At 69.6% G+C, this 26,559-nt stretch carries 22 protein-coding genes; 10 read left to right on the plus strand and 12 right to left on the minus strand.

Annotated elements, in window-relative coordinates:
• Positions 1 to 41 precede the first annotated feature (41 nt).
• Entirely contained in the window at positions 42 to 1,079 is a 1,038-nt protein-coding gene (gene zapE, locus J2X55_RS14110) for a cell division protein ZapE (RefSeq protein WP_115918409.1), read from the minus strand.
• Between the two features lie 118 nt (positions 1,080 to 1,197).
• Here zapE and J2X55_RS14115 point away from each other — a divergent pair, with 118 nt between their 5' ends.
• A complete protein-coding gene (locus J2X55_RS14115; RefSeq protein ID WP_115918407.1) occupies positions 1,198 to 2,100 on the plus strand; it encodes a sulfurtransferase in 903 nt (300 codons plus the stop codon).
• A 34-nt stretch (positions 2,101 to 2,134) separates the two neighbouring features.
• The gene (locus tag J2X55_RS14120) at positions 2,135 to 2,575 is read left to right on the plus strand and encodes a SufE family protein (protein WP_309824156.1); all 441 of its coding nucleotides are present in this window, start codon (positions 2,135 to 2,137) and stop codon (positions 2,573 to 2,575) included.
• A gap of 34 nt (positions 2,576 to 2,609) precedes the next feature.
• On the opposite strand, the gene J2X55_RS14125 is transcribed toward J2X55_RS14120, so the two are convergent.
• A complete protein-coding gene (locus J2X55_RS14125) occupies positions 2,610 to 3,815 on the minus strand; it encodes an alpha/beta fold hydrolase (protein ID WP_309824158.1) in 1,206 nt (401 codons plus the stop codon).
• Positions 3,816 to 3,840: 25 nt separating this feature from the next.
• Here J2X55_RS14125 and J2X55_RS14130 point away from each other — a divergent pair, with 25 nt between their 5' ends.
• From J2X55_RS14130 to J2X55_RS14145, 4 genes are all read left to right on the plus strand, one after another.
• Positions 3,841 to 4,431, plus strand: coding sequence for a DUF3000 domain-containing protein (locus tag J2X55_RS14130; protein WP_309824160.1), 591 nt, complete (start codon positions 3,841 to 3,843; stop codon positions 4,429 to 4,431).
• The gene (locus J2X55_RS14135) at positions 4,424 to 5,620 is read left to right on the plus strand and encodes an HRDC domain-containing protein (protein ID WP_115918401.1); all 1,197 of its coding nucleotides are present in this window, start codon (positions 4,424 to 4,426) and stop codon (positions 5,618 to 5,620) included. Before J2X55_RS14130 ends, J2X55_RS14135 begins: the two co-directional genes overlap by 8 nt.
• A 71-nt stretch (positions 5,621 to 5,691) precedes the next feature.
• On the plus strand, positions 5,692 to 6,900 hold the full coding sequence (locus J2X55_RS14140) for a thiolase family protein (RefSeq protein WP_115918399.1): 1,209 nt from the start codon (positions 5,692 to 5,694) through the stop codon (positions 6,898 to 6,900).
• A complete protein-coding gene (locus J2X55_RS14145) occupies positions 6,897 to 9,035 on the plus strand; it encodes a 3-hydroxyacyl-CoA dehydrogenase NAD-binding domain-containing protein (RefSeq protein ID WP_309824162.1) in 2,139 nt (712 codons plus the stop codon). Before J2X55_RS14140 ends, J2X55_RS14145 begins: the two co-directional genes overlap by 4 nt.
• Positions 9,036 to 9,361: 326 nt before the next feature.
• Here the strand turns inward: J2X55_RS14145 and dxs are convergent, their stop codons facing one another.
• The 5 genes from dxs to dut all read right to left on the minus strand — a co-directional run bounded on the left by dxs (position 9,362) and on the right by dut (position 16,302).
• Positions 9,362 to 11,311, minus strand: a complete 1,950-nt coding sequence (gene dxs, locus J2X55_RS14150) for a 1-deoxy-D-xylulose-5-phosphate synthase (protein WP_309824163.1) — start codon at positions 11,309 to 11,311, stop codon at positions 9,362 to 9,364.
• A 168-nt stretch (positions 11,312 to 11,479) separates the two neighbouring features.
• Positions 11,480 to 14,320, minus strand: coding sequence for an aconitate hydratase AcnA (acnA, locus tag J2X55_RS14155; protein WP_309824165.1), 2,841 nt, complete (start codon positions 14,318 to 14,320; stop codon positions 11,480 to 11,482).
• A gap of 133 nt (positions 14,321 to 14,453) precedes the next feature.
• On the minus strand, positions 14,454 to 15,209 hold the full coding sequence (locus J2X55_RS14160) for a DUF3159 domain-containing protein (RefSeq protein WP_115918391.1): 756 nt from the start codon (positions 15,207 to 15,209) through the stop codon (positions 14,454 to 14,456).
• On the minus strand, positions 15,206 to 15,850 hold the full coding sequence (locus J2X55_RS14165) for a DUF3710 domain-containing protein (protein ID WP_309824168.1): 645 nt from the start codon (positions 15,848 to 15,850) through the stop codon (positions 15,206 to 15,208). Before J2X55_RS14165 ends, J2X55_RS14160 begins: the two co-directional genes overlap by 4 nt.
• Positions 15,847 to 16,302 (minus strand): dUTP diphosphatase, encoded by a 456-nt coding sequence (gene dut / locus J2X55_RS14170; protein ID WP_179284704.1) that lies wholly within the window; start codon positions 16,300 to 16,302, stop codon positions 15,847 to 15,849. Before dut ends, J2X55_RS14165 begins: the two co-directional genes overlap by 4 nt.
• A 12-nt stretch (positions 16,303 to 16,314) precedes the next feature.
• Between dut and J2X55_RS14175 the strand changes: the two genes are divergently transcribed.
• The gene (locus J2X55_RS14175; protein ID WP_115918389.1) at positions 16,315 to 16,806 is read left to right on the plus strand and encodes a DUF3093 domain-containing protein; all 492 of its coding nucleotides are present in this window, start codon (positions 16,315 to 16,317) and stop codon (positions 16,804 to 16,806) included.
• On the opposite strand, the gene J2X55_RS14180 is transcribed toward J2X55_RS14175, so the two are convergent.
• Positions 16,781 to 17,074: a DUF4193 domain-containing protein gene (locus tag J2X55_RS14180; RefSeq protein WP_055837222.1), complete on the minus strand. Its 294-nt coding sequence runs from the start codon at positions 17,072 to 17,074 to the stop codon at positions 16,781 to 16,783. The two genes, J2X55_RS14175 and J2X55_RS14180, sit on opposite strands and share 26 nt — an antisense overlap.
• Before the next feature lie 221 nt (positions 17,075 to 17,295).
• On the opposite strand from J2X55_RS14180, the gene sepH reads away from it, so the two are divergent.
• The gene (gene sepH, locus J2X55_RS14185) at positions 17,296 to 18,324 is read left to right on the plus strand and encodes a septation protein SepH (protein WP_309824172.1); all 1,029 of its coding nucleotides are present in this window, start codon (positions 17,296 to 17,298) and stop codon (positions 18,322 to 18,324) included.
• 85 nt (positions 18,325 to 18,409) lie between these two features.
• Here sepH and J2X55_RS14190 read toward each other — a convergent pair whose 3' ends face one another.
• Entirely contained in the window at positions 18,410 to 19,537 is a 1,128-nt protein-coding gene (locus J2X55_RS14190) for an alkaline phosphatase family protein (RefSeq protein ID WP_309824175.1), read from the minus strand.
• Between the two features lie 71 nt (positions 19,538 to 19,608).
• Here J2X55_RS14190 and J2X55_RS14195 point away from each other — a divergent pair, with 71 nt between their 5' ends.
• Positions 19,609 to 22,074: a DNA topoisomerase IV subunit A gene (locus J2X55_RS14195; protein WP_309824176.1), complete on the plus strand. Its 2,466-nt coding sequence runs from the start codon at positions 19,609 to 19,611 to the stop codon at positions 22,072 to 22,074.
• A 288-nt stretch (positions 22,075 to 22,362) separates the two neighbouring features.
• Here the strand turns inward: J2X55_RS14195 and J2X55_RS14200 are convergent, their stop codons facing one another.
• On the minus strand, positions 22,363 to 24,435 hold the full coding sequence (locus J2X55_RS14200; RefSeq protein WP_309824257.1) for a DNA topoisomerase IV subunit B: 2,073 nt from the start codon (positions 24,433 to 24,435) through the stop codon (positions 22,363 to 22,365).
• Positions 24,436 to 24,597: 162 nt separating this feature from the next.
• On the opposite strand from J2X55_RS14200, the gene J2X55_RS14205 reads away from it, so the two are divergent.
• Positions 24,598 to 24,819, plus strand: coding sequence for a hypothetical protein (locus tag J2X55_RS14205; protein ID WP_115918381.1), 222 nt, complete (start codon positions 24,598 to 24,600; stop codon positions 24,817 to 24,819).
• Positions 24,820 to 24,875: 56 nt separating this feature from the next.
• On the opposite strand, the gene J2X55_RS14210 is transcribed toward J2X55_RS14205, so the two are convergent.
• Together J2X55_RS14210 and J2X55_RS14215 are read right to left on the minus strand one after the other, a co-directional pair.
• Positions 24,876 to 25,907, minus strand: a complete 1,032-nt coding sequence (locus J2X55_RS14210) for an alanine racemase (RefSeq protein ID WP_309824177.1) — start codon at positions 25,905 to 25,907, stop codon at positions 24,876 to 24,878.
• Positions 25,904 to 26,554 carry an alanine racemase C-terminal domain-containing protein gene (locus J2X55_RS14215; protein WP_309824179.1) on the minus strand — a complete coding sequence of 217 codons (651 nt, stop codon included), beginning with the start codon at positions 26,552 to 26,554 and terminating at the stop codon, positions 25,904 to 25,906. The genes J2X55_RS14210 and J2X55_RS14215 overlap by 4 nt, the downstream gene beginning before the upstream one ends.
• Between the last annotated feature and the right edge of the window lie 5 nt (positions 26,555 to 26,559).

A 26,559-nucleotide genomic window follows, 5' to 3' on the forward strand; every position in this document is an offset into this window, starting at 1 on the left:
CATCGCGTTTCCTGCGCCCGCGAACCGGCGATGAACTCGCCTCAAGAATGCGTGAGGGCCACCAGTCGAGAGACCGCGCGCAGGTACTTCTTGCGGTAGCCGCCGCCCAGCATCTCGTCGCTGAAGACCGTGTTGAGCGGGACGCCCGTGGCCCGGATCGGGATCTGCGCGTCGTACGCGCGGTCGACGAAGGCGACCAGGCGCAGGGCCGCTGACTGATCGTGCAGCACCTGCACGTCGCGCAGGCCGATCACGTCGACCCCGTCGATCAGGCGGATGAACCGAGAGGGGTGCACGCGCGCGAGGTGGCCGACGAGGTCCAGGAAGGCGTCGTCGGATGCCACGGAGTCGGAGGCCGCGGCATCCATCGCCTCCGCATACCCCTCGTCGGACAGGACTTTCGCTTCGCCGTCGATCGCGCGCTGACGGAAGTCGGTCCCGTCAATGCGGATGGTGCGGAAGCTGTCGGCCATCGACTGGATCTCGCGGAGGAAGTCCTGAGCGGCGAAGCGCCCTTCGCCCAGCGCGTTCGGCGGGGTGTTCGAGGTTGCGGCGAGTCGGGTTCCGGATGCCACGAGCTCCCCGAGCAGGCGCGTCATGACCATCGTGTCGCCCGGGTCGTCGAGTTCGAACTCGTCGATGCAGAGCAGGTCGGAGCCGCGGAAGAGCTCGACCGCCTTGGCGTAGCCCAGCACACCGACCAGCGCGGTGTACTCGATGAACGAGCCGAAGTACTTCCGGCGGGCGGGCATGGCGTGGTAGATCGCGGCCAGGAGGTGCGTCTTCCCGACGCCGAAGCCACCGTCGAGGTAGACGCCCGGCTTGACGGGGGCCGCCTTCTCGGCACGGCGGAAGAATCCGCCCTTCTTGGCCGGGGCCGCCTGCTTTCCCGCGAACTCCTGCAGCAGCTCCTTGGCCTCCCGCTGCGACGGATAGGCGTCGTCGGCGCGGTACGACTCGAAGGTCGCGCCGTCGAACTGCGGCGGCGGAACGAGGGCGCTCACCATGTCGGCACCGGAGACGGCGGGCTCGCGCTCGGTCAGGTGGATGAGGCCGGTCGTGGCGGGAGTGGAGGTCATGGCCGTCCTGTGTCCAAGTCTTACGGGGAGGGTGCGTGCCCCATGCCGCGGATCTAGGGTCGATGGTGCGGTGTCCACCCTATGCCGCGCCATCCATCGCCCTGACCGAGGAGTCCCCGTGACCGTCGAGTTCGACACCACGTCCCCCAAGTTCGCCGACTACGCCGAGCCCGGACGGCTCGTCACGGGTGAGTGGCTCCAGGAGCGCCTCGGTCAGCCGGGCCTCGTGGTCGTCGAATCCGACGAAGACGTGCTGCTGTACGAGACGGGGCACATCCCCGGCTCGGTGAAGGTCGACTGGCACACCGAGCTCAACGACCCCGTGGTGCGCGACTACGTCGACGGCGCGGGCTTCGCCGACCTGCTGAGCCGCAAGGGGATCTCCCGCGACGACACCGTCGTCATCTACGGCGACAAGAACAACTGGTGGGCCGCGTACGCCCTCTGGGTGTTCTCGCTGTTCGGTCACGAGGACGTGCGTCTGCTCGACGGTGGACGCGACAAGTGGATCGCCGAGGGGCGTCCGATCACCACCGACAAGACGGTCGTCGAACCCACCGACTACCCGGTCGTCGAGCGCGACGACTCCCTGCTCCGTGCCTACAAAGAAGATGTGCTCGCCCACCTCGGCAACCCGCTCATCGACGTGCGCTCCCCCGAGGAGTACTCGGGCGAGCGCACCACCGCCCCCGCCTACCCCGAAGAGGGGGCTCTCCGCGCCGGCCACATCCCGAGTGCCCAGAGCGTGCCGTGGGGCAAGGCCGTAGCCGAGGACGGCGGTTTCAAGTCGCGCGACGAGCTGGATGCCATCTACCGCGACGGTGCGGGCCTGGCGGACGGCGACAAGATCGTGGCCTACTGCCGTATCGGTGAGCGCTCGAGCCACACCTGGTTCGTGCTGAAGCACCTGCTCGGCTTCGACGACGTCCGCAACTACGACGGCTCGTGGACCGAGTGGGGCAGCGCGGTGCGTGTGCCGATCGTCTCGGGTGCGGAGCCCGGCGAGGTTCCCTCGCGCTGACCCCGGTCGACGCGGGCGTGGGAGGATGACGGTGATGACCGACAACGCCCTCCCCGCCCGCCTCGCCGAGATCCGCGACGAGTTCCTCGAGCTCGACGAGCCCGACCGCTTGCAGCTGCTGCTCGAGTTCTCGCAAGAACTGCCGGACGTGCCGGCCGACCTGGCCGATCATCCCGAACTGCGTGAGCGCGTGGTGGAGTGCCAGTCCCCCGTCTTCATCATCGTCACGGTCGACGACGGCGATCGCGTGGCCATGCACGCCACGGCTCCCGCCGAAGCGCCGACGACCCGCGGTTTCGCGAGCATCCTCTCGCAGGGTCTGACCGGCCTCAGCGCCGACGAGGTCCTCGCGGTGCCCGACGACTTCCCGCAGAGCATCGGGCTGACGCGGGCCGTGAGCCCGCTTCGCATCGCCGGCATGACCGGCATGCTCATGCGCGCCAAGCGTCAGGTGCGCGCGAAGCGCGACGCCTGAGCAATGCGCTCCGCCGGGGTGCCGGCATCCGGGATCACGCCCGGGCGAGGCCCTGTGCGTGGACCCAGTCCTGGATCGCCGTGGTCCACCGCGCCTCGTCGTAGTTCCACAGCTTCGTATGGCGGGCGACCGTGAACGTCTCCATCGTGACGAGGTCGGGGCGCTTCTTCGCGAGCGCGTGCGAGGCGTCGGCGGGGACGAAGCCGTCGTCATCGCTGTGCAAGATGAGCACGGGATGCCGCAGCTCGGCGGCTCGCGACACGCCGTCGAGGCGGTCGAGCGGAATGGGTTCGCCGCTGCGCAGCGCGGTCGCTCCCCAGGTGGAGGCGAGCGTGCGCTCCGCGAGCGCGATGACCGGCGCTGGCAGCCGCATCGCGCGGCCCTGGAAGCTCAGCACGGTGCGCCAGTCCACGACCGGCGACTCGAGCACGAGACCGGCGATCACGTCGGCGTGGGGAGATTCGAGGGCGGCCTGCAGCGACAGCGCTCCGCCCATCGACCAGCCCATCAGCAGCACGCGGCGTGCCCCGCGGCGGCGGGCGTAGCCGATCGCGGCGTCGACGTCGCGCCACTCGGTCGCGCCCAGGGCGTAGGTGCCCGAGCTGCTGCGGGGGGCATCGCCGTCGTTGCGGTACGACACCACCAGGCTCGAGATCCCGAGCGCGTGGAACACGGGCACGGCGCGCAAGGTCTCGGACCGCGTCGTCCCGCGCCCGTGCACTTGCACGACCCACACGTCGGACCCACCTTCCGCCGGGAACTCCCATGCCGGGCAGGCGCCGACGCCGGTGTCGATCTCGATCGTCTCGAACGGAAGGAGGAGGTCGTCGGGTTTGTCGAAGTACCACCCGCTGAAAGCCGCCTCCGGTGCGAGATCGCCGTCGGCGGGGACGTGGGTGAGGAGCTTACGCGTCACGCTGGTCTCGTCCTCGCCGACGACTGAGCCGAGTCGCAGGTAGTCCACCGAGCCGACGGTGAAGAGGCCGTAGCGGCCGGGCAGCGTCGTGTCGGGAGTGCGCTCGAGGGTGATGGTCTGCGCGGCGGCATCGAGTCGCACGATGCGCGTGTCGGGGCGTCGTCCGGCGGGGCGGACGACCGTCTGCGCCATGCGCAGCGAGACGGCCCCGAGGGCCGTGGCGGAAGCGGCGAGGGCGACGCCGAGAGCCGACAGGGTGACGCGGATACCGGTGGTCGTGCGCTGCGATGCGCGAGAACCCGCGGCGCGCCTGGGAGCGTTCATCGAGGCCTCACTCTAGTCTGTGGCCGTGAGTGACCAGCGCCCGGCGGAGGCCGACAGCCCCTTCGCGCGAGCCGTCGAAGAGGTGCGCGACACGGCTTTCCGCAACGATCTGGTCGTCCGGCAGATTCCGTCGCCCTCCGGCTTGGCCCCCTTCTCGTTGGCTCTCGCCGGAGACGTGCGGCCCGAAGAGCACGCCACCGACTCCCCCTTCGGGACCGGACGATTCATTCTGCTGCACGACCCCGAGGAGCCCGAGCCCTGGGGCGGCGCGTGGCGCATCGTCTGCTTCGCTCAGGCGCCTCTCGAGCCGGAGATCGGTGTCGACCCGCTGCTCGCCGAGGTGGCCTGGTCGTGGCTCATCGACGCTCTGGACTCGCGCGGTGCCGAGCGGCACTCGGAATCGGGTACCGCCACCAAGACCCTGTCGACCGGTTTCGGCGCCCTGGCCTCTCAGGGCGAGGGGTCGCAGATCGAACTTCGCGCGTCGTGGACGCCGCGCGGTCCCTTCCGCCCGCACCTCGAGGCGTGGGCGGAGCTCGTGTGCATGCTCGCCGGCCTTCCCCCGGGGTCGGAGGGTGTCGCTGTCCTTGGAGCCCGGAGGCCCACGCGTGGTTGAGTACATCGTCATCGAGGATGCCGAGGGCTTCCTCGCCGCCTGCGAGACCCTGGCCGCGGGGAGCGGCCCCGTCGCGGTCGACGTCGAACGCGCCTCGGGCTTCCGCTACTCGCAGCGCGCCTACCTCATCCAGGTCTTCCGTCGCGAGGCCGGGGTGTTCCTCTTCGATCCCTCGACGATCGAGGACTTCTCGCCTCTCCAAGATGCCATCGGCGACGTCGAATGGGTGTTCCACGCCGCCAGCCAGGACCTGCCGTCTCTGCGCGAGCGCGGCCTCGAGCCCCCGCGCATCTTCGACACGGAGTTGGGCTCGCGCCTTCTGGGTCACGAGCGCGTCGGCCTCGGCGCGGTCGTCGAGCAGACGCTCGGCATCACTCTGGCCAAGGCCCACTCGGCCGCGGACTGGTCGACGCGTCCGCTGCCGGCATCCTGGCTCGAATACGCCGCCCTCGACGTCGAGCACCTGATCGACGTCCGCGATGTGCTCGACGCCGAACTGATCGAACAGGGCAAGACCGAGATCGCGCGCCAGGAGTTCCAGGCCGTTCTCGACCGGGAGCCCAAGCCGCCGCGAGACGACCCGTGGCGCCGACTCAGCGGCCTGCACAGCGTGCGCGGGCGCCGCTCGCTGGCCGTCGCTCGTTCGCTCTGGCAGGCGCGCGAGGACTACGCCCGCGAGCAGGACGTCGCACCCGGCCGACTCGTTCCCGACCGCGCCCTCGTCGCGGCCGTGCTCGCCGATCCGGCGAGCAAGCAGGCGCTCGCGGGCGTCAAAGAGTTCAACGGGCGCGCCAGCCGTACCCAGCTGGACCGCTGGTGGAACGCGATCGTCGCCGGTCGTGAGTCGACGGACCTGCCCGCCGACCGCGTTCCCAGCGACACCCTCCCCCCGCCGCGCGCGTGGGCGGACCGCAACCCCGAGGCCGATCGTCGTCTGAAGAAGGCCCGTCCGGCCGTCGAGGCGCGAGCGGAAGAACTGCGGATGCCGACCGAGAACCTGCTCACGCCCGAGACCCTCCGTCGTCTGGCCTGGGCTCCGCCGTCCGAGGTCACGGCCCAATCCGTCGGGGCGGCTCTCGCGGAGCTCGGAGCGCGGCCGTGGCAGATTGACCAGACCGCACAGGTGATCGCCGATAGCTTTGTAGCTTCCCTCAACGCCGATGAGGACGTGTCTGCCACGGATTCGTAGGTTCGGACAACCGATTCTTCCCACCGAATCGGTCTTCCTAGGCTGGGGTCATCCCAAACTTTGGAGGCAGAGTGGCCGAGATGACGGACGTCTTCTTCGTCGACGGAATGCGCACCCCCTTCGGGCGCGCCGGCGAGAAGGGCATGTACTGGAACACCCGCGCTGACGACCTGGTGGTCAAGGCAATCATCGGGTTGATGGAGCGCAACGGCGACGTGCCGAAGGACCGGATCGACGACGTGGCGATCGCCGCGACCTCGCAGACCGGTGACCAGGGGCTGACCCTCGGACGCACCGCGGCGATCCTCGCGGGTCTGCCGATGACCGTGCCCGGCCTCGCGGTCGAGCGCATGTGCGCGGGCGCCATGACGAGCGTCACCACGATGGGCGCCTCGATCGGCGTCGGAATGTACGACCTCGCCCTCGCGGGCGGTGTCGAGCACATGGGTCGTCACCCCATCGGCGGCAACGTCGACCCCAACCCGCGCTTCGTCGCCGAGAGGCTCGTCGACCCCGGCGCGCTGAACATGGGCGTCACGGCCGAGCGCATCCACGACCGTTTTCCGCACCTGACCAAGGAGCGCGCCGACCGCTTCGGCGTCGCCAGCCAGCACAAGGTGCAGGCCGCGTACGAGGCCGGCAAGATCCAGCCCGACCTCGTGTCGGTCGCGATCAAGGACGCCGACGGTGCCTGGGGGCTGGCGACCGAGGACGAGGGGCGCCGCCCCGAGACCACGCTCGAGGGCCTCGCCACGCTGAAGACACCGTTCCGCCCGCACGGTCGCGTCACCGCCGGCACGTCGTCGCCCCTGACTGACGGTGCAACGATCAGCCTGCTTGCGGGAAGCGACGCCGTGAAGGAATTCGGCCTGGCGCCGAAGATGCGCATGGTGTCGTTCGCCTTCGCCGGCGTCGAGCCCGAGATCATGGGCATCGGTCCGATCCCCTCGACCGAGAAGGCCCTCAAGAAAGCCGGACTCACGATCGACGACATCGGTCTGTTCGAGCTGAACGAGGCCTTCGCGATCCAGGTCATCTCGCTGCTCGATCACTTCGGCATCGCGGACGACGATCCGCGCGTCAACCCGTGGGGCGGCGCCATCGCCCTGGGGCACCCGCTCGCGGCATCCGGGGTCCGCCTCATGATCCAGCTCGCGGCGCAGTTCGCCGAGCGTCCCGACGTGCGCTACGGCCTCACCGCCATGTGCGTGGGCCTCGGTCAGGGCGGCTCGGTCGTCTGGGAGAACCCGTTCTTCGACGGAAAGAAGAAGCGCAAGTGACCGACTACTCGAGCATCGACTTCTCGCCCCTCGACGCCCTCACCGGCGACGAGGTCGTGACCCACTCCCCCGTCCGCGACGTGCGTCTGCCCTCGGGCAACGTGCTCGCGCTCATCACGCTCGACAACGGGCGCGACCACACCCGCCCGAACACGCTGGGGCCCGCGACCCTCGCCGAACTCGGACGAACGCTCGCGACCCTTAAGGAGCGAGCCGCCGCCGGCGAGATCCACGCCGTCGCGATCACCGGCAAGCAGTACATCCTCGCCGCCGGCGCCGATCTGTCCGACGTCGCGAAGCTGCCGTCGAAGGATGTCGCGCGCCTCATCGCGCAGCGCGGACACCAGGTGATCGGCTCGCTGTCCGACCTGGGCGTGCCCTCGTTCGCCTTCGTGAACGGTCTTGCCCTCGGTGGCGGTCTCGAGATCGCGCTGAACTCGACCTACCGCACGGTCGACGCCTCCGCCGCAGCCGTCGCGCTGCCCGAGGTGTTCCTCGGCATCATCCCCGGCTGGGGCGGTGCCTACCTGCTGCCGAACCTCATCGGCATCGAGAACGCGCTCGAGGTCGTCATCTCGAACCCGCTCAAACAGAACCGCATGCTCAAGCCGCAGCAGGCCTTCGACCTCGGGATCATGGATGCCATCTTCCCGGCGGCCTCGTACCTCGAGGACTCTCTGCGCTGGGCGGACGGCGTGCTCACCGGCCGGGTCCGTGTCGAGCGGAAGAACGAGCCGGGCAAGCTCGAGCGCCTGACGAAGTGGCCCATCGCGATCAAGATGGCGCGCGGCATGCTCGAGTCGAAGATCGGCACCGTCCCCCGCTCGCCGTACGTCGCGCTCGACCTGCTCGACAAGGCGAAGAGCGGGACGAAGGCCGAGGGCTTCGCCCGCGAGGACGAGGCGTTGGCCGAGCTCATCACGGGCGACCAGTTCGCGGCATCCATGTACGCCTTCGATCTCGTGCAAAAGCGTGCGAAGCGTCCCGTCGGAGCCCCCGACAAGGCGCTGGCGAAGAAGGTCACGAAGGTCGGCGTCATCGGCGCCGGGCTCATGGCCTCGCAGTTCGCCCTGCTGTTCGTCCGCAAGCTGCGTGTACCCGTCATCATCACCGACCTCGATCAGGGCCGCGTCGACAAGGGCGTGGCATCCATCCGTGAAGAAATCGGCAAGCTCGAGGCCAAGGGGCGTCTGGACGGCGACGCGGCCAACCAGTTGCGCGCGCTCGTGCACGGCACGACTGACCGCTCGGAGTTCGCGGACTGCGACTTCGTGATCGAGGCCGTGTTCGAAGAGGTCGGCGTCAAGCAAGAGGTGTTCTCCGCGATCGAGAAGATCGTCGCCGAGGACGCCATTCTCGCCACCAACACCTCGTCGCTCTCGGTCGCCGAAATCGGTTCGGTGCTGCAGAACCCCGAGCGCCTGGTCGGCTTCCACTTCTTCAACCCCGTCGCGGTCATGCCGCTCATCGAGGTCGTGAAGACGGATGCCACGAGCGACGCCGCCCTCTCGACCGCCTTCGTCGTCGCGAAGGGCCTGGGCAAGAACGCGGTGCTCACCGCCGACGCTCCGGGCTTCGTCGTGAACCGTCTGCTGGCCAAGGTCATGGGCGAGGCGGCACGAGCGGTGTACGAAGGGACGCCCATCGCGACGGTCGAGAAGGCATTCGCGCCGCTCGGTCTGCCGATGGGACCGTTCCAGCTCATCGACCTCGTCGGCTGGAAGGTCGCGGCGCACGTGCAGGACACGATGTCGCACGCCTTCCCCGACCGGTTCTTCTCGTCCGAGAACTTCCACGAGCTCGCGGCACTCCCCGAAGTCGTCGAGAAGGACAAGGGCGGCCGCGTGACCGGCTGGACCAAGGCCGCGCAGAAGGTGCTCGTCACCGGCAAGACGCCGGTCGCGCCCGAGACCATCCTCGCCCGCGTGCAGGACGGCCTCGCGCAGGAGATCAAGATCATGCTCGACGAGGGCGTCGTCCCCGAGGTGCAGGACATCGACCTGTGCCTCATCCTCGGCGCCGGCTGGCCCTTCATCGACGGCGGAGCCTCGCCCTACCTCGACCGTGAGGGGGCGTCGGAGCGCGCCTTCGGCGGAACGTTCCACCACCCGCCTATCCGCGGTATCGGGGCCTGAGCCCCGGACACGACGGCGGCGCCGTCCCTTCGGGGGCGGCGCCGCCGTCGTTCGTGCGGGCGGCGCGGCGTCATGAGGACAGGTCGCGCGACGAGAACAGGCCGATTCCGGCCGTTCTGTCCTGTTCTTGGTGCACTCGCCTGTTCCGGTGACGGAGGGCGGTGCGCGTCACGAGAACAGGCTGTGTGACGAGAACAGGTCGGTTTCGGCCGTTCCGTCCTGTTCTCGATGCACTCCCCTGTTTCGGTGACCGTCGGACGGACGCGGGAGACGCGAGACCGGGCCGGATGACGGCATCCCGGCCCGGTCTCGATGGTGCGATGGCCTCAGGGGCGCGACTTCTCCCACTCCTCGATCGTGGGGATCGAGCCGGTGGGCGTCTGACGTGCCACGGGGATGCGGGTGCCGAGCACCTGCGCCACGACGTCGTGAGCGATCTTCGACGCGGTGAGACCGGCGTCCTCGAGGATCTGCTCGCGCGTGGCGTGATCGATGAACTCGTCGGGGATGCCCAGCTCGTCGACGGCCGTGTCGACGCCGGCCTCGCGCAGCACCTGTCGCACGCGCGTGCCGACACCGCCGACGCGGATGCCGTCCTCGATCGTGATCACGAGACGGTGCTCCCGGGCGAGCTCGATGACCGAGGGTTGCACGGGGATCGCCCAGCGCGGGTCGATCACCGTCGCGCCGATGCCCTGTGCCTTGAGGCGCTCGGCGACCTCGAGGGCGAGGTGCACCATCGGGCCGATCCCGACGAGCAGGACGTCTTCGCTCGCACCGCGGCTCAGGACGTCGACACCGTCGTGCAGGCGCTCGACGGCCTCGACGTCGTCGTTCACCTTGCCCTTGGGGTAGCGGACGACCGTCGGGGCGTCCTCGATGGTCGTGGCCTCGCGGAACTCCTCACGCAGGCGCGCGGCGTCGCGGGGAGCGGCGATCCGGATGCCGGGAACGAGCTGCAGCATCGCCAGGTCCCAGATGCCGTGATGACTCGGTCCGTCGGGACCGGTGACCCCGGCGCGGTCGAGCACGAAGGTGACGCCGGCCTTGTGCAGGGCGACGTCCATCATGACCTGGTCGAACGCGCGGTTCATGAAGGTCGCGTAGATGGCGACGACCGGGTGCAGGCCGCCGAAGGCGAGACCGGCGGCGGATGCCACGGCGTGCTGTTCCGCGATGCCCACGTCGTACACGCGCTCGGGGAAACGCTCGGCGAACTTCTGCAGACCGGTCGGGCGCAGCATCGCCGCGGTCATGGCGATGATCTCGTCGCGCTCGGCCCCGACCTTCGTCAACTCCTCGGCGAAGACATCGGTCCACTGAAGGCCACCGCCCGCGCCGAGGGCCTCGCCCGTGATGGGGTCGATCTTCCCGACCGCGTGAAACTGATCGGCCTCGTCGCTCATCGCGGGGGCGTAGCCGCTGCCCTTGTCGGTGATGGCGTGCACGATGACCGGCGCTCCGTACGACTTGGCGAGCTCGAGCGTCTCGATGAGCGACTCGAAGTCGTGCCCGTCGATGGGGCCCAGGTACTTGATGTCCAGGTTGCTGTACAGCGCCTCGTTGTTGGTGAAGCGTGACAGGAAGCCGTGGGTTCCGCCCCGCACGCCGCGGTAGACCGCGCGGGCCGCCGGGCCCAGGCGACGGAACAGCGTGTCGGAGCCGCGGTGCAGCGTGCGGTAGGCGTCGTTCGTGCGCACGCGATTCAAGTAGCGCGCCATACCGCCGATGGTCGGCGCGTACGAGCGACCGTTGTCGTTGACGACGATGACGAGGTTGCGGTCGTTGTCGTCGCTGATGTTGTTGAGCGCTTCCCACGTCATCCCGCCCGTAAGCGCCCCGTCGCCGACCACGGCGATGACGTGACGGTCGCGGCGGCCGGTGCGGCTGAACGCGCGCGAGACGCCGTCGGCCCAGCTCAGGGAGCTCGAGGCGTGCGACGACTCGACGACGTCGTGCTCGCTCTCGGACCGCTGGGGGTAGCCGGCCAGGCCGCCGCGCGAGCGCAGGGCCGTGAAGTCCTGACGTCCGGTGAGCATCTTGTGTACGTAGGACTGGTGCCCGGTGTCGAAGATGATCGGGTCGGACGGGGAATCGAAGACCTTGTGGAGAGCGATCGTGAGCTCGACGACGCCCAGGTTCGGACCGAGGTGTCCCCCCGTGCGGGAGACGTTCTCGACGAGGAACGAGCGCACCTCTGCGGCCAGCTGTCGTAGCTGGTCGGGGGTCAGCCCATCGAGGTCACGGGGGCTGTGGATGCCGGGTAGGAGAGCCATATGACTCCTCTCGTGCGATGCGCGCGGGGGCCGCGCGTACGGGTCGATTCTAGTCTCCGGGGGGTGAGCGGGCCCGGCAACGGCTTGCGCGGATCGCGTGCGCGTGGTCTCTGCGCAATGCGAAGTGCCCCGGAAGCACGAGGCTTCCGGGGCACTTTCGCTCGTGGGTCAGACCAGCGAACGCAGCACGTACTGCAGGATTCCACCGTTGCGGTAGTAGTCGGCCTCACCGGGGGTGTCGATGCGGACCACGGCGTCGAACGTCACGGTCTGCTTGCCCTCGGGCGAGAACTCGCTCGGCTCGGCGGTGACCTTCACCGTCTTGGGCGTGACGCCCTCGTTGAGCTGTTCGAGGCCCTCGATCGAGACGATCTCGGTGCCGTCGAGGCCCAGCGACTTCCAGCTCTCGCCGGCCGGGAACTGCAGCGGAACGACGCCCATGCCGATGAGGTTCGAGCGGTGGATGCGCTCGAAGCTCTCGGTGATGACGGCCTTGACGCCCAGCAGGTTCGTGCCCTTGGCCGCCCAGTCGCGCGACGAACCGGAGCCGTACTCCTTGCCGCCGAAGATCACCAGCGGGGTGCCCTGCTCCTGGTAGTTCTGGCTCGCGTCGAAGATGTACGACTGCGGGCCGCCCTCGCGGGTGAAGTCACGCGTGTAGCCGCCCTCGACGACCGTGCCGTCGTTGACGGCCGCGGTGAGCTCGTTCTTCAGGCGGATGTTGGCGAACGTGCCACGGATCATGACCTCGTGGTTGCCACGACGCGAGCCGTAGGAGTTGAAGTCCTTCTGCGCGACGCCGTGCTCCATCAGGTACTGCGCGGCGGGGGTGCCCGCCTTGATGTTGCCGGCCGGGCTGATGTGGTCGGTGGTGACCGAGTCGCCGAGCGTCGCCATGACGCGGGCGCCGGTGATGTCGCGCACCGCGTCGGGCTGCATGGTCATGCCGTCGAAGTAGGGAGCCTTGCGCACGTAGGTGGAGTCGGCATCCCATTCGAAGATCGGCCCGGTCGGGGTGGGCAGGTTCTTCCAGCGCTCGTCGCCCTCGAAGACGGTGGCGTACTGCTGGATGAACTGCTCGCGCGAGATCGACGCGTCGATGATCGTCTGCACCTGGTCGGGGGCGGGCCAGATGTCCTTCAGGAAGACGTCGTCGCCGTTCTGATCCTTGCCGAGCGCGTCGGTCTCGAAGTCGAAGTTCATCGAACCCGCGAGAGCGTAGGCGACCACCAGCGGCGGCGAGGCCAGGTAGTTCATCTTCACGTCGGGGCTGATGCGTCCCTCGAAGTTGCGGTTGCCCGAGAGGACGGCCGTGACGGCGAGGTCGTTCTCGTTGATGGCATCGGAGACCTCTTCGATCAGGGGACCCGAGTTGCCGATGCAGATGGTGCAGCCGTAGCCGACGGTGTAGAAGTCGAGACCCTCGAGCGCCTTGTCGAGGCCCGACTTCTCGTAGTAGTCGGTGACGACCTTCGAGCCGGGTCCGAGCGTCGTCTTGACCCACGGCTTGCGCTTGAGGCCCTTGTCGACGGCGTTCTTCGCGAGCAGACCCGCCGCGATCATGACCGAGGGGTTCGAGGTGTTGGTGCACGAGGTGATGGCGGCGAGAGTGACCGCGCCGTTGTCGAGCAGGTACGACTGGCCCTCGGGCGTGGTGACCTTGACGGGGTTCGAGGCGTTGGCGGGGTGACCCGACGAGATCAACACCTCGCTCTCGGTGACGTGCTCGTGCTCTTCGCCGGGCACCGAGCCGGGGTCGGATGCCGGGAACGTGCCGTCCACTTCAAGGTCGACGAGCGAGTCGGAGACGGCGCCGCCGGCGTAGTTGAGGATGTCCTTCTCGAACTGCGACTTGGCCTCGGAGAGGAGGATGCGGTCCTGCGGGCGCTTGGGGCCGGCGATCGAGGGGACGACCGTCGAGAGGTCGAGCTCCATGTACTCGCTGAAGACCAGCTCGCGGTCTGCGTCGTGCCAGAGCTTCTGCTCCTTGGCGTACGCCTCGACGAGGGCGACGGTCTGCTCGTCGCGGCCGGTCAGGCGCAGGTAGTCGAGCGTGACGTCGTCGATGGGGAACATGGCGGCGGTGGAGCCGAACTCGGGGCTCATGTTGCCGATGGTGGCGCGGTTGGCGAGCGGGACCGAGGCGACGCCCTCGCCGTAGAACTCCACGAACTTGCCGACGACGCCGTGCTTGCGCAGCATGTCGGTGATCGTGAGCACGACGTCGGTCGCGGTCACGCCCGCGGGAATCTCGCCCGAGAGCTTGAAGCCGACGACGCGCGGGATGAGCATCGACACGGGCTGGCCGAGCATCGCTGCCTCTGCCTCGATGCCGCCGACGCCCCAGCCGAGCACGCCGAGGCCGTTGACCATGGTGGTGTGCGAGTCGGTGCCGACGCAGGTGTCGGGGTAGGCGCGGAGCACACCGTCGACCGAGCGGTCGTAGATGACCTTCGCGAGGTGCTCGATGTTCACCTGGTGCACGATGCCGGTTCCGGGGGGCACGACCTTGAAGTCGTCGAAGGCGGTCTGGCCCCAGCGGAGGAACTGGTACCGCTCGCCGTTGCGCTCGTATTCGATCTCGACGTTGCGCTCGAGGGCGTTCTCGCTGCCGAACAGGTCGGCGATGACCGAGTGGTCGATGACCATCTCGGCGGGCGAGAGCGGGTTGATCTTGCTGGGGTCGCCGCCGAGGGCCGTCACGGCCTCACGCATGGTGGCGAGGTCGACGATGCAGGGCACACCGGTGAAGTCCTGCATGACGACGCGGGCCGGGGTGAACTGGATCTCGGTGTCGGGGTCGGCGGTGGGGACCCACGAGCCGAGCGCCTCGATCTGCTCCTTGGTGACGTTGGCGCCGTCCTCGGTGCGCAGAAGGTTCTCGAGCAGCACCTTGAGGCTGAACGGGAGCTTCTCGTGACCGGCGACCGTGTCGATGCGGAAGATCTCGTAGTCGGTGCTGCCGACCGTCAGGGTGCTCTTGGCACCGAAGCTGTCAACCGTGGACACGATCGTCTCCTTCGTCGGCGAATGCGCAGGCGTGGGCCCGCATTTCTCCATCTTCCCCGGGGGGAGAGGCCGATTCCAGGAAGGTCGACCTAACCGCTCGGGGCGACGGATTTATCTTGATGTCAAGATATTATCAGGACTCGCGGCGAGGGTGGAGAGCTCGGACGACGAGCCACGTCACCGCCAGCATCGGGGCGAACAGCGGCAGGCCCATGACGATCTTCAGCGTCCCGAGCGCCGTCACGTCTCCCGCGAAGTACAGCGGCAGCTGCACCGCGAGACGGGCTGCGAACAGGGCCGCCCACGCGATCGAGAGCCAGGTGTAGGCGCGGCGCTTGCGGCGGTCGGTGCGCCATCGCGTGCCCTCGCCCAGCAAGTAACCCGCCGCGAGGCCGATGAGCGGCCAGCCGATCAGCGCGGAGACGAGGAAAGCCGTTCCGTACGCCCCGTTGGTGAAGAACCCGAGCACGAAGTTGTCCTGCCCGCGTCCGGTCACCAGCGACAGCACGGCCGCTCCCGCCGTGGCGAGGAGTCCGCCGATCGCGGCACTCGGCGGCGACTTCGCGATCAGGCGCGCGAGCGTGAAGACGACCGCCAGTCCGACCGACACGCCGAGGCTCAACCAGAGGTTTCCCTGGCGCGTCTCGGGGTCGATCGTGACGGTGAACAGCACCACGAACGCGAGCGAGGGGAGGACGGATTCCAGGATGCCGCGCACACCTCCCATGGCCGACCACACGGCCGCGCCGGTCGAGGTGTGCTTCGCCGGGTCGAGGCCCGCGCGGCGTGCGGCGTTGCCGAGGGCCGCGCTCACGCTCTCCGCCGCGGACGGCGGGTCGAGGGGGACGCGCTCGTCTTCTCGCGCCGGGCGGGTGGAGTCGTCGCTCATGCCGTTCCGGGGCTCGACGGCATCCGGAGCGGGATGAGGTCGCGCGGCGGCATCGGCGACGAGCCGCGGACGACGACGATCGACCGGAAGAGGTCCTCGACGGCCGCGGCGGCCTCGACATCACTCGTGGCCGCTCCCCCGACGACGCCGCGGAGGAACCAGCGGGGGCCGTCGACGCCCACGAAACGGGCGAGCCGCTTGCTCGCCCCATCCGCACCGGCGACGGGGACCTCGGCGAGCAGCTCGGGCCCGAGCGGGCCCTCGCGCTCCTCGACGCGGCCGCCCTGCTGCTTGACCTGCTGGCGGATCTGGTCGCGGGTCTCTTCCCACAGGCCGCTCGAGCGCGGCGCCGCGAACGGCTGTACCTGCAGGGTCGAGTCGGCGTAGTCGAGGCCGACGGCCACGATCCGCTTGGTCTGCTCTTCGACCTCGAGGCGCAGGTTCAGCCCCTCGCGCGGGAGGATCTTGATCCCGCCCAGGTCGATGTAGGGGCGGACGGGGTTGGCCTCGGCTTCGTCGAACGGGCCCGCGGTCTCGCGGTCGGCCGGAGCGCTCTTCGTCGCCTGGCCCGCCTCGGTCGCGGACTGTTCGGCTTCGACAGCGGAGGTCTCGGGCGTGGACTGCGACTCGTCGTCGGTCATCGGGTGCTCCCTTGCAGAGTCTGGTATCCGCTCGATCCGAAGCCGCCTTGACCGCGCACGCTGTCGGGCAATTCGTCGACGGGGACGAAGCGCACGGCGGGGACGGGCATCACGATGAGCTGGGCGATGCGGTCTCCGACCGCGATGTCGTAGGCCTCGTCGAGGTCCGTGTTGAGGAGGGCGACCTTGATCTCGCCGCGGTAGCCGGCGTCGATCGTGCCCGGGGAGTTCACGATCGTGATGCCGTGCTTGGCGGCCAGGCCGCTGCGCGGAACGACGAACGCGGCGTGCCCCTCGGGGAGGGCGATACGGACACCCGTGGAGACGAGGGCGCGACGCCCGGGCTCCAGGCGCACCGCCTCGGCGGCGGTCAGGTCGGCTCCGGCGTCGCCGGGGTGGGCGAAGACCGGAGGCTCGGATGCGACAATGAGGACGTCCACCGTTTCGGTCACCCCACGAGGGTAATGCAGAAGAGGGGGTGCGGCATCCGCACCGCAGCCGAGTATCGAGAGCGTCTGAGCCCGTCGCTGTGGGCGCTGGTCGCCGCAGCCGTGTGCGGCCCCATGGCGGCGGTCGTCTTCTCGCCGCTCGACACGACGCTGGCCCTGTTCATCGGCCTTCTCGTGTCGGTGGGGATCGTGGCGGGCCTGCTGGCCATCGCTCCGGTCATCGAGGTCCGCGACGGAGAGCTGCGTGCGGGACGCGCGCACATCCCCGTCGAGCTGCTGGGCGTGCCCACCGGCGTCGTCGCCGAGGAAGCCCGTACCGCCCGCGGAAGTGGTCTCGACCACCGGGCGTGGCATGTGATCCGGGGTGGTATCGACGGCATCGTCACGGTTCCCGTGACCGATCCCGACGACCCGACCCCGTCGTGGGTGGTGTCCACCCGCACGCCGGATCGCCTGGTGGCGGCGATCCAGCGTGCTCAGGTCAGGCTGCGCACTCCAGGCAGATGAAGCCGGGGCCGCTCTCTTCCGCGATCTGGGAACGGTGCTTCACGAGGAAGCAGTTCATGCAGGTGAACTCGTCTTCCTGAGCGGGGAGCACGACGACATCGAGCTCGATGTCGGAAAGGTCGGCGCCGGGCAGTTCGAAGCCCGAGGGGTTGTCGGCATCCTCGTTGTCGATCGACCCCGACGCCTTGTCGGGCACGCGCTCCTTGAGGGCCTCGATCGACTCGCTGTCGTCCTCGGTCTTGCGCGGTGCGTCGTAATCGGTTGCCATGCGTGCAGGTCTCTACTTCCGGATTTCGTGGTGCTGTGCCCCATCGGGTGCCCGATCGGGCGGCCATAGTTTGCATGACCCGTCCTCGATAAGCAAATGCTTCGACAGGGGTCAGCGTGTCAGGCCTGACGGGAAACTCGCGGCGCGCCCGCGATATTCCCGGTTGCGGGCGACGCGCGTGACAGCATGAACGCTGACCGCAGATCGGAGGGGTGTTTCGTATGGAACAGCTCAAAGTCATCGGAACCGAAGATGACGTCCTCGTCGTGGCGACGCAGGCGGGCGAACGCTTCGCCCTCGCGCTGGACGAGGTGCTGCGCGCTGAGGCGCGCCGTGCGCGTCGGGACCGTGAAGACGACGACCGCGCCCCGCGCCCGAGCCCCCGAGAGATCCAGGCGCACATCCGCGCCGGCATGTCGGCACGCGAGGTGGCGACGCTCCTGAACGCCCGCGTCGAGGATGTCGAGCGTTTCGAGGGGCCTGTGCTCGCCGAGCGCGAACACGTCGTCGCTCAGGCCCTCGCCGTGCCGGTGCTGCTGGGCGGCACCCTCGAGCACGACTCCCCCATCACCTTCGGTGCGGCCGTCCGCGCGAAACTGGCCGAAGCAGGTGCCTCCGCCGAGCGCTGGACGAGCTGGAAGGAAAGCTCCGGCTGGTCGGTCAAGCTCGAGTTCACCGCCAACGGCATCGACCACGACGCGCGCTGGAGCTTCGACCCGCGCCGCAATGTTCTCTCTCCGCAGAACTCCGACGCCATTCAGTTGTCGCGACAGGGTTCGCTGCCCGAGGGGCTGATCCCCCGTCTGCGCGCTCTCGACAACGTCTCGAAGGACGACTCGCGGTTCGACAGCGGGGCTTTCGGTCCTCGCCGGATCGACATCGACGATGAGCCGGGGGTGGAGGCCACGGGCCCCGTCGCCACCGCCGTGCAGGCGGCTGCCATCAAGCGCGCGCCCGACGCCCCCGTGACCTCTGCTGAGACCGCAGACCTGCTCGAGGCCCTCCGTCGTCGCCGCGGGCAGCGAGAGCCGCTGCCGGGTGCGTCCGAGGTCGCCGAACCCGAGCCGCGCCCCTCGACCCCGCCGGTCGCTCTGTTCGACGCCGTCGAGCCGGGCTACGCGGACGAGGCCGGTGAGGTGCAGAGCGAGCCGGAGCGTCCGCAGGCCGACAACGGTCGACGCACCAAGGGGCGACCCTCGATGCCGTCGTGGGACGAGATCGTGTTCGGCGCCCGCTCCGACGAGAGCTGACGGCCGCGGCCTCACCGCGGATGCCGGTCGGACCGCTCCGATCCTTTCGACGATCGGATGCCGGCATCCGGCCTCGACGTTCGGCTCAGGCGAATGCGCCCAGGCGCAGGAGCGGTACGGTGCGCTCCTCGTCGGTGAGAGAGCCGTGCTGTCCCACCATGCGCTGCGGACGCTTGTCGGGCTCGCGGTCGTCGTAGTAGGCGAAGCGTGCGCGCGCGGCGACGAGCACATCCCCGATGCGCGGTCGCACCTCGTCGTCGACGGTGCCGAAGAGTCCGGCCGCGATCGCTTCGTCGCGGGTGAGCACCCAGGCGCGCGCGGCCTCGGTCTCGCGCCAGAGAGCGGCCACGGCATCCGCTCTGCCCTCGTGCGTGTAGAGGTGGAGCATGCGGGGCTCGCCGCCGATCAGGGCGACGTCGTCGAGCAGCGGGTCGCCGTCGCGGAGGAGCACGTGCTTGTGCGCGGGGACGTCGACCATGCCGTGGTCGGCCGTGACGACGACGCCCGTGCGGGGGTCGATGGTCTCGGCGAGACGTCGGGCCGCGGCATCCACCCGCTCCAGGGCGTCGGTCCACCGGTCGGACTCCCACCCGTCCCGGTGCCCGGCGGTGTCGAGCTCGGGGGCGTAGAGGTAGGTGAGCGACCCCGCATGCCGCGCGGCCAGGTCGGCGGCGAGGCGCACACGCTCGTCGAGGTCGTCGGACGAGGCGAACTCCGCCCCGCGCAGGATCGCCTCGGTGAATCCGGTACCGGTGTAGCTCGGACGGGAGACGACGAAGCTGGGCAGCCCGGCCTCCGCGCGCGCGGCGAAGTGCGGGGTGCGTCGCTGCCAGGTGAGCGGATCGAGCCCGTCGGTCTCCCAGCCGTGCAGCTGGTTCGATGCGATCCCGGTGCCGGGGATGCGGGTGCGGTAGCCGACGATGCCGTGGCCACCGGGCTGCGCTCCGGTCAAGAGGCTCGTCAGGGCCGCCGCCGTGGTCGAGGGGAAGACGGTGCGGGCGACGTCTTTGCGTCCGCCCACCGTGCCGAGAAAGCGCGCGTGCCCGCGCCGGGCCGCCAGATTGTGCGCCCCGAGCCCGTCTACGAGCATCACGATCGCGCTGCGGGCCGGAGCGAACCACTCCGACTCACCCGTCAGGGCGGCGATCGACTGGGTCACCACACCGGTGAGGCTCCGAGAGCGCGGCGGGTCCGCCGGTAGGCTGAGTGACATCGGGCCCAGTCTTCCACAGGAGTCCCGATCCCCGTCGAGACGCGACGCCCGCCCGACCCGAGGCCGTACCTATGCCCGATTCCCGTTCCTCCTCTTCCGCGACGTCATCCGTCGTCGAGCGCATCGAAGACGTCGATGTGTCGACCGAGATGCAGGGGTCGTTCCTCGAGTACGCCTACTCGGTCATCTACTCGCGCGCCCTGCCCGACGCCCGCGACGGGCTCAAGCCGGTGCAGCGCCGCATCCTGTACCAGATGGCCGAGATGGGCCTCCGGCCCGACCGCGGCCACGTCAAGAGCGCGCGCGTCGTCGGCGAGGTGATGGGAAAGCTGCACCCGCACGGCGACGCCCCGATCTACGACGCCCTCGTGCGTCTCGCGCAGTACTTCTCCCTGCGCGTTCCCCTGGTCGACGGGCACGGCAACTTCGGTTCGCTCGACGACGGCCCCGCCGCGCCGCGCTACACCGAAGCGCGCCTGGCGGCGGCCGCTCTCGCGCTCACCGAGAACCTCGACGAAGACGTCGTCGACTTCATCCCCAACTACGACGGGCAGTTCCAACAGCCCGAGGTCCTCCCGGCGGCGTTCCCCAACCTCCTCGTGAACGGCGCGACGGGCATCGCGGTCGGTATGGCCACGAACATGGCTCCGCACAACCTCATCGAGGTCGTCGCCGCCGCCATCCATCTCCTGCAGCACCCGGATGCCACGGTCGAGGAGCTCATGGAGTTCGTCCCCGGCCCCGACCTGCCTTCCGGCGGCATCATCGTCGGCCTCGACGGCATCAAGGACGCCTATACGAACGGCCGCGGAACGTTCCGCACGCGGGCGAAGGCGTCGATCGAGTCGCTGGGCCCGCGGCGAACCGGCATCGTCATCACCGAGCTGCCGTATCTCGTGGGTCCCGAGCGCGTGATCGAGAAGATCAAAGATGCCGTGCAGGCGAAGAAGCTCACCGGCATCGCCGACGTCACCGACCTCACCGACCGCAACAACGGTCTGCGCCTGGTCATCGGCATCAAGACGGGCTTCGATCCCAAGGCCGTCCTCGAGCAGCTCTACCGGCTGACCCCGCTCGAGGATTCCTTCGGCATCAACAACGTCGCCCTCGTCGACGGGCAGCCGCAGACCCTCGGGCTGCGCGAGATGCTGCGCGTCTACATCGACCACCGCCTGCGCGTCGTCACGCGCCGCAGCGAGTATCGTCTCGCGCGCAAGCGCGAGCGCCTGCACCTCGTCGAGGGTCTGCTCATCGCGATCCTCGACATCGACGAGGTCATCCAGGTCATCCGTTCGTCCGACGACGGTGAGCAGGCCCGCACGAAGCTGCAGGAGGTCTTCGACCTTTCGCACCCCCAGGCCGAGTACATCCTCGAGCTGCGCCTGCGTCGACTGACGAAGTTCTCGCGCATCGAGCTCGAGGCCGAGCGCGACCAGTTGAACGCCGAGATCGCCCAGCTGGTCGAGCTCCTGGGCAGCGAGACCCTGCTGCGCCAGCAGGTGGCGAGAGAGCTGGATGCCGCGGCCGAGGCGTACGGCACCCCCCGGCGCACCATGCTGCTCAACGGCGGACCCGTGCAGCCGCGCTCTGCGAAGGCCGCGGCCGCCGCGGACCTTCGGATCGCCGACGCCCCGTGCCGCGTGTACCTCTCGGCCACCGGCCGCATGGTCCGCGCCGAACTCGTCGCCGACGCTCCCGCGGGCGGCGTGGTCCCGCCCGCGCGCCGGTCGAAGCACGACGCGATCCGCTCGTCCGTCGACACGACCACGCGCGGCGACATCGGCGCGGTCACCTCGGCCGGACGCCTCGTGCGCTTCTCGCCCGTCGACCTTCCCTCCGTCCCCGCCAACTCGGTGCAGGTCGCAGCGGGAACGAAGGTCGAGCAGTACCTCGCTCTCGCCAAGGGCGAGAAGGTCGTGGCCCTCGTGCCGCTGGTCGACTCCCCCACGATCGCCCTCGGCACGGAGCAGGGGGTGGTCAAGCGCGTTGCCGCGACCGAGCTGGGCACCAAGGACGAGATCGAGATCATCGCGCTCCGCGACGGCGACCGGGTCGTCGGCGCCGCCCCCGCGGGCGACAACGCCGAGCTCGTCTTCATCGCGAGCGACGCGCAGCTTCTGCGTTTCGAAGCCTCGTCCGTGCGACCGCAGGGACGATCCGCGGGCGGTATGGCCGGCATCCGACTCTCCGATAACGCGCGCGTGATCTCGTTCGCCGTGGTGGGCGCCTCGGCGTTCGACGCCGTCGTGGTCACCGTCGCGGGTTCGTCGGCCGCGCTTCCGGGTACGGACGCCGGCAGCGCGAAGGTCTCGGCGTTCACGGAGTTCCCCGCGAAGGGCCGCGCCACCGGCGGTGTGCGCGCCCAGCGCCTGCTGCGCGGCGAGGACGCTCTCGTCATCGGCTGGGTCGGTACCGACCCGCGTGCCGTCGGAAGCGACGGCTCGGTGCGGATTCTGCCCGATGCGGGCGCGAAGCGCGACGCGTCGGGTCAGCCGCTCGAAGCCGTCATCGGCGCGATCGGGACCGTCGTCCGCTGAGCCTGCCTGGTCCCCCGTCGGCTCGCCTCGTGTGCCGTCGGGCGGAGTTCGTCGGTGGCGCGCCCGGGCAGGGGGTGCTGGGGCGGCGTGTCGGGGTGTGAGTCCGCCCGTCGGTACTGTTCTGGGTCGTCGGGTGGGTCGATCAATTCGGGTGTGGCCGTGTGCCGTCGGGCGGAGTTCGTCGGCGGCGCGCCGGAGCAGGGGTGGCTGGGGTGGCGTGAAGAGCCCCGAGTCCGCCCGACGGTCCGGCACAGAGGTGCACCCGAGTGCGCGGCCGCGGGAGAGGTGTCAGACGTCGATGCGCTCGCGCGCGAGGCGGTCGCTCGAGTCGATGATGAACTCACGGCGCGGAGCGACGTCGCTGCCCATGAGCAGGTCGAAGACGGATGCCGCGGCCTCCATGTCCTGCACGCGCACGCGGCGCAGCATGCGGCCGGCGCGATCCATGGTCGTGGTCGCCAGCTGGTCGGCATCCATCTCGCCGAGGCCCTTGTACCGCTGCACCGGCTCCTGCCAGCGTTTGTTGCCGCGCTTGAGCTTGGTGAGCAGGGCGTGCAGCTCCTGCTCGCTGTAGGTGTAGATCGTCTCGTTCGGCTTGGTACCCGGGTTCATCACGATGACGCGGTGCAGCGGCGGCACGGCGGCGAATACCCGGCCCTCTTCGACGAGCGGGCGCATATACCGGAAGAACAGCGTGAGCAGCAGGGTGCGGATGTGCGCGCCGTCGACATCGGCGTCGCTCATCAGGATGATCTTGCCGTAGCGGGCCGCGTCGAGATCGAACGACCGGCCGGAGCCGGCGCCGATGACCTGGATGATCGAGGCGCACTCGGCGTTCGACAGCATGTCGCTGATCGAGGCCTTCTGCGTGTTCAGGATCTTGCCGCGGATGGGCAGCAGCGCCTGGAACTCGCTGTTGCGCGCGAGCTTGGCCGTGCCGAGAGCGGAATCGCCCTCGACGATGAACAGCTCGGAGTCGTTGACGTCGTTCGAGCGGCAGTCGACGAGCTTGGCGGGCAGCGACGACGACTCGAGGGCGTTCTTGCGACGCTGCGTCTCTTTGTGGGTGCGCGCCGAGATGCGCGCCTTCATCTCGGAGACGATCTTCTCGAGCAACTGAGCGGTCTGCGCCTTGTCGTCGCGCTTGGGTGAGGCGAAGCGGGCCGCGAGTTCTCTCTGGACCACGGATGCCACGATCTGCCGCACCGCGGGAGTACCGAGGATCTCTTTGGTCTGCCCCTCGAACTGCGGCTCGGGCAGACGCACGGTCATGACCGCGGTGAGCCCGGCGAGCAGATCGTCTTTCTCGATCTTGTCGTTGCCGACCTTGAGCTTGCGGGCGTTCTGGTCGACCTGCGAACGCAGCACCTTCATGAGGCCCTGCTCGAAGCCCTGCTGGTGCGTGCCGCCCTTGGGCGTGGCGATGATGTTGACGAACGAGCGGGTCGTGGTGTCGTAGCCCGTGCCCCAGCGCACGGCGATGTCGACCTCGCACTCGCGCTCGACCTCGGTGGGAATCATCGAACCGCCGGGCTGCAGCACGGGCACGGTCTCGGTGAAGGTGCCGGTGCCGGTGAGACGCCACGTGTCGGTGACCGCGGCGTCGGGTGCGAGGAAGTCCGCGAACTCGGAGATGCCGCCGTCGAACCGGTAGCTCGTCTCGACGCGCTCCTCGCCCCGCTCGTCGTGCACGACGATCTCGAGCCCCGGCACGAGGAACGCGGTCTGGCGCACGCGCTGCACGAGCTCGTCGAGGCCGAAAGCGGCGTCTTTCGTGAAGATCTGGCGGTCGGCCCAGTAGCGGATGCGCGTTCCCGTGACACCGCGCGGCGCCTTGCCGACCACGCGCAGCTCGCTGCTGCGCTCGAACGGGGTGAACGTGGAGTCGGGGGTGTCTCCCGCGAACATGCCCGGCTCACCGCGGTGGAACGACATCGCGTACGTCTTGCCCCCGCGGTCGACCTCGACATCGAGTCGCTCGGACAGTGCGTTGACCACCGACGCGCCGACGCCGTGCAGGCCGCCCGACGCCGCGTACGAGCCGCCCCCGAACTTCCCGCCGGCATGCAGTTTCGTGAAGACGACTTCGACACCGGTGAGTCCGGTGCGGGGCTCGACATCGACCGGGATGCCGCGGGCCCGGTCGCGCACCTCGACGCTGCCGTCGGCGTGCAGCACGATGTCGATGCGCGAGCCGTGGCCGCCGAGGGCCTCATCGACGGAGTTGTCGATGATCTCCCACAGGCAGTGCATCAGACCACGGGAGTCGGTGGACCCGATGTACATGCCCGGGCGCTTGCGCACGGCCTCGAGGCCCTCGAGGACCTGCAGATGATGGGCGGAGTACTCGGACGTCACGATCTCCCAGCGTAATCGGGGCCGCCGACATCGACTGCCAGACACACAGGCAGGTCGGGTCACCGTACGCGCACAGCGAAATGTGATCAAGCTGCGGCATAGGGGAAACATCCGCGTGGTTGTATATGGAGACTCGCCCACGACCACCTGAGGAGGGCACCCGACATGACCACCACGACTGCACCCGAAGCGTCAGCCGTCCTCGATCACCGCCTGACGGCGGCGGATCGCTGCGACTCCTGCGGCGCACAGGCGTACATCGCCGCAACCGTCAACGGGAGCGAGCTGCTGTTCTGCGCGCACCACGGCCGCAAGTACGAAGAGAAGCTCCGCAGCGTCGCCACCTCGTGGCACGACGAGACGGCGCGACTCAACGCCGCCGAATAAGACCACCCGCCAGAACGGGCCTCGCGCACCTCGTGCGTCGGGGCCCGTTCTGCGTGTCAGACGTAGACGCGCGGGACGGTGGGCGACACGCGCAGGGCGATCTCTTCGCCGATCGTGTCGATGAGTTCGGCGAGGTCGGTGACACCGGACAGGGCACCCGGACCGAAGAGGGTGATCTCGTCGCCGGCCGTCGCGCCGTCCCAGGGAGCGAGCACCGTCTCGATGGGCCCGATTGCCTCGACGCGCCGGGGTCCCCCGGGCGTCCGCACGTCGAAGCGCCCCGCCAGAGTGCTCGGCAGCCCGTGCAGAGCACCGACGTCGAGGTGGACTCCCGCGGGGTCCACCTCCGTGACGGTGGCCGAGAGCCGGCCGATCGGTTCGATCCCCAGCTCGTCCTCGTCCGGCCCGCCGGCGGGACGGATGCCGTACGAGAACGCCCCCACGCGCACGAGATCCTCCCGGAACTCTCCGCGGGCGAAACCGGCGGCGCTCGCTGCGAGGTGCGAGAAGCGCGGGTCGAGCCCCGCGGCGCGCGCCGTCTCTCGCGCGGCGAGGAACACCGCTCGGGCGTCGTCGTCGTCGGCATCCGAGGCTTCCGAGATGTGCGACCAGATCCCCTCGAACACCGCGCGGCCGTCGGCGATCAGCGCCGAGGTCCGCTCCAGGGCGGCCTCCCACCGCTCGGGGCGGATGCCGTTGCGGTGCAGACCCGTGTCGATCTTGAGATGCACGCGGGCGGGGCGTTCGAGGTGGAGTCGTCGCAGATCATCGATCAGGGCCTCATCGCCGATTCCGAGGTCGAGGTCGGCGGCGACCCCCGCGGCCAGATCGTCGCCACCGCCGATGAGCCACACGAAGATCCGCACGTCGGGTCCGGCGATGCGGCGGACCTCGGTTCCCGTGGGCACGTCGAAGGCGCCGATCCACTGCACGCCCTCCGCGATCGCGCGCGTCACGATGGGTTCGAGCCCGTGAGAGTAGGCGTCGTCCTTGACCACGAGCATGGGGACGGCCGGGGCGACCGCCTCGCGCACGCGCGCGAGGTTGCGGGCGAAGGCGTCGAGGTCGACGCGGTAGACGGCGCTCACGCGGTCGCCCTCCGATCGGCGCGGACGCCCACGATGGCGACGATCTCGGCGGGCGTGAGGCCCGTGGCATCCGTCCACTCCTCCAGCGAAGGATGCCCCTGGGTCGGGTCGCCGAAGAAGACCACCTCGACCCCGCGCGCGATCCGCGCGTCTTCGACGTCGACGACGCAGACGTCCATGGCGACGCGCCCGACGATGCGGTGACGACGACCGTCGATAGAGACCGTCACCGCGTTACCCAGGGACCGTACGACGCCCTGTGCATAGCCGCCGGTCACGAGGGCGACGGTGGTGTCGTGGGGCGCGCGGTGGGTGTAGCCGTACGAGACGCCCTCGCCGCGCAGGAGGGGCTTCGTGCCCAGGGCGCGACCGCGCAGAGACAGGACGGGCCGCGTGTGCGAGCCGGGCAGGCCGAACAGGACCGCCGCGTCGAGGGGTGCGGCATCCATCCCCAGATCGGAGAGCACGGATCGCACCCAGGCCGCCCCGTGCCCCCACGCGTCGGCGGCGAAGACGTCGTCCGCGCCCGAGCCGGTACCGGCGGCGAGGGCGAGCGGAGCGTTCTGACGCAGAGCGGATTCCGAGACGAGGGCCACGGGTGCCACTCCCCCGGCCGCGGGCAAGCGGGCAGAGAGCGCGGAGGTCACCCCTT

Origin of the sequence: Microbacterium sp. 1154, assembly GCF_031455375.1 — a bacterium.
GTDB lineage: Bacteria > Actinomycetota > Actinomycetes > Actinomycetales > Microbacteriaceae > Microbacterium.

Coding starts and splice junctions, on each gene's coding strand:
- J2X55_RS14175 (WP_115918389.1), top strand. CDS start 16,315: ATGCAGAAGAGGGGGTGCGGCATCCGCACCGCAGCCGAGTATCGAGAG.
- J2X55_RS14195 (WP_309824176.1), top strand. CDS start 19,609: ATGCCCGATTCCCGTTCCTCCTCTTCCGCGACGTCATCCGTCGTCGAG.
- J2X55_RS14190 (WP_309824175.1), bottom strand. CDS start 19,537: ATGTCACTCAGCCTACCGGCGGACCCGCCGCGCTCTCGGAGCCTCACC.
- zapE (WP_115918409.1), bottom strand. CDS start 1,079: ATGACCTCCACTCCCGCCACGACCGGCCTCATCCACCTGACCGAGCGC.
- sepH (WP_309824172.1), top strand. CDS start 17,296: ATGGAACAGCTCAAAGTCATCGGAACCGAAGATGACGTCCTCGTCGTG.
- J2X55_RS14180 (WP_055837222.1), bottom strand. CDS start 17,074: ATGGCAACCGATTACGACGCACCGCGCAAGACCGAGGACGACAGCGAG.
- J2X55_RS14125 (WP_309824158.1), bottom strand. CDS start 3,815: ATGAACGCTCCCAGGCGCGCCGCGGGTTCTCGCGCATCGCAGCGCACG.
- J2X55_RS14120 (WP_309824156.1), top strand. CDS start 2,135: ATGACCGACAACGCCCTCCCCGCCCGCCTCGCCGAGATCCGCGACGAG.
- dxs (WP_309824163.1), bottom strand. CDS start 11,311: ATGGCTCTCCTACCCGGCATCCACAGCCCCCGTGACCTCGATGGGCTG.
- J2X55_RS14160 (WP_115918391.1), bottom strand. CDS start 15,209: ATGAGCGACGACTCCACCCGCCCGGCGCGAGAAGACGAGCGCGTCCCC.
- J2X55_RS14205 (WP_115918381.1), top strand. CDS start 24,598: ATGACCACCACGACTGCACCCGAAGCGTCAGCCGTCCTCGATCACCGC.
- J2X55_RS14165 (WP_309824168.1), bottom strand. CDS start 15,850: ATGACCGACGACGAGTCGCAGTCCACGCCCGAGACCTCCGCTGTCGAA.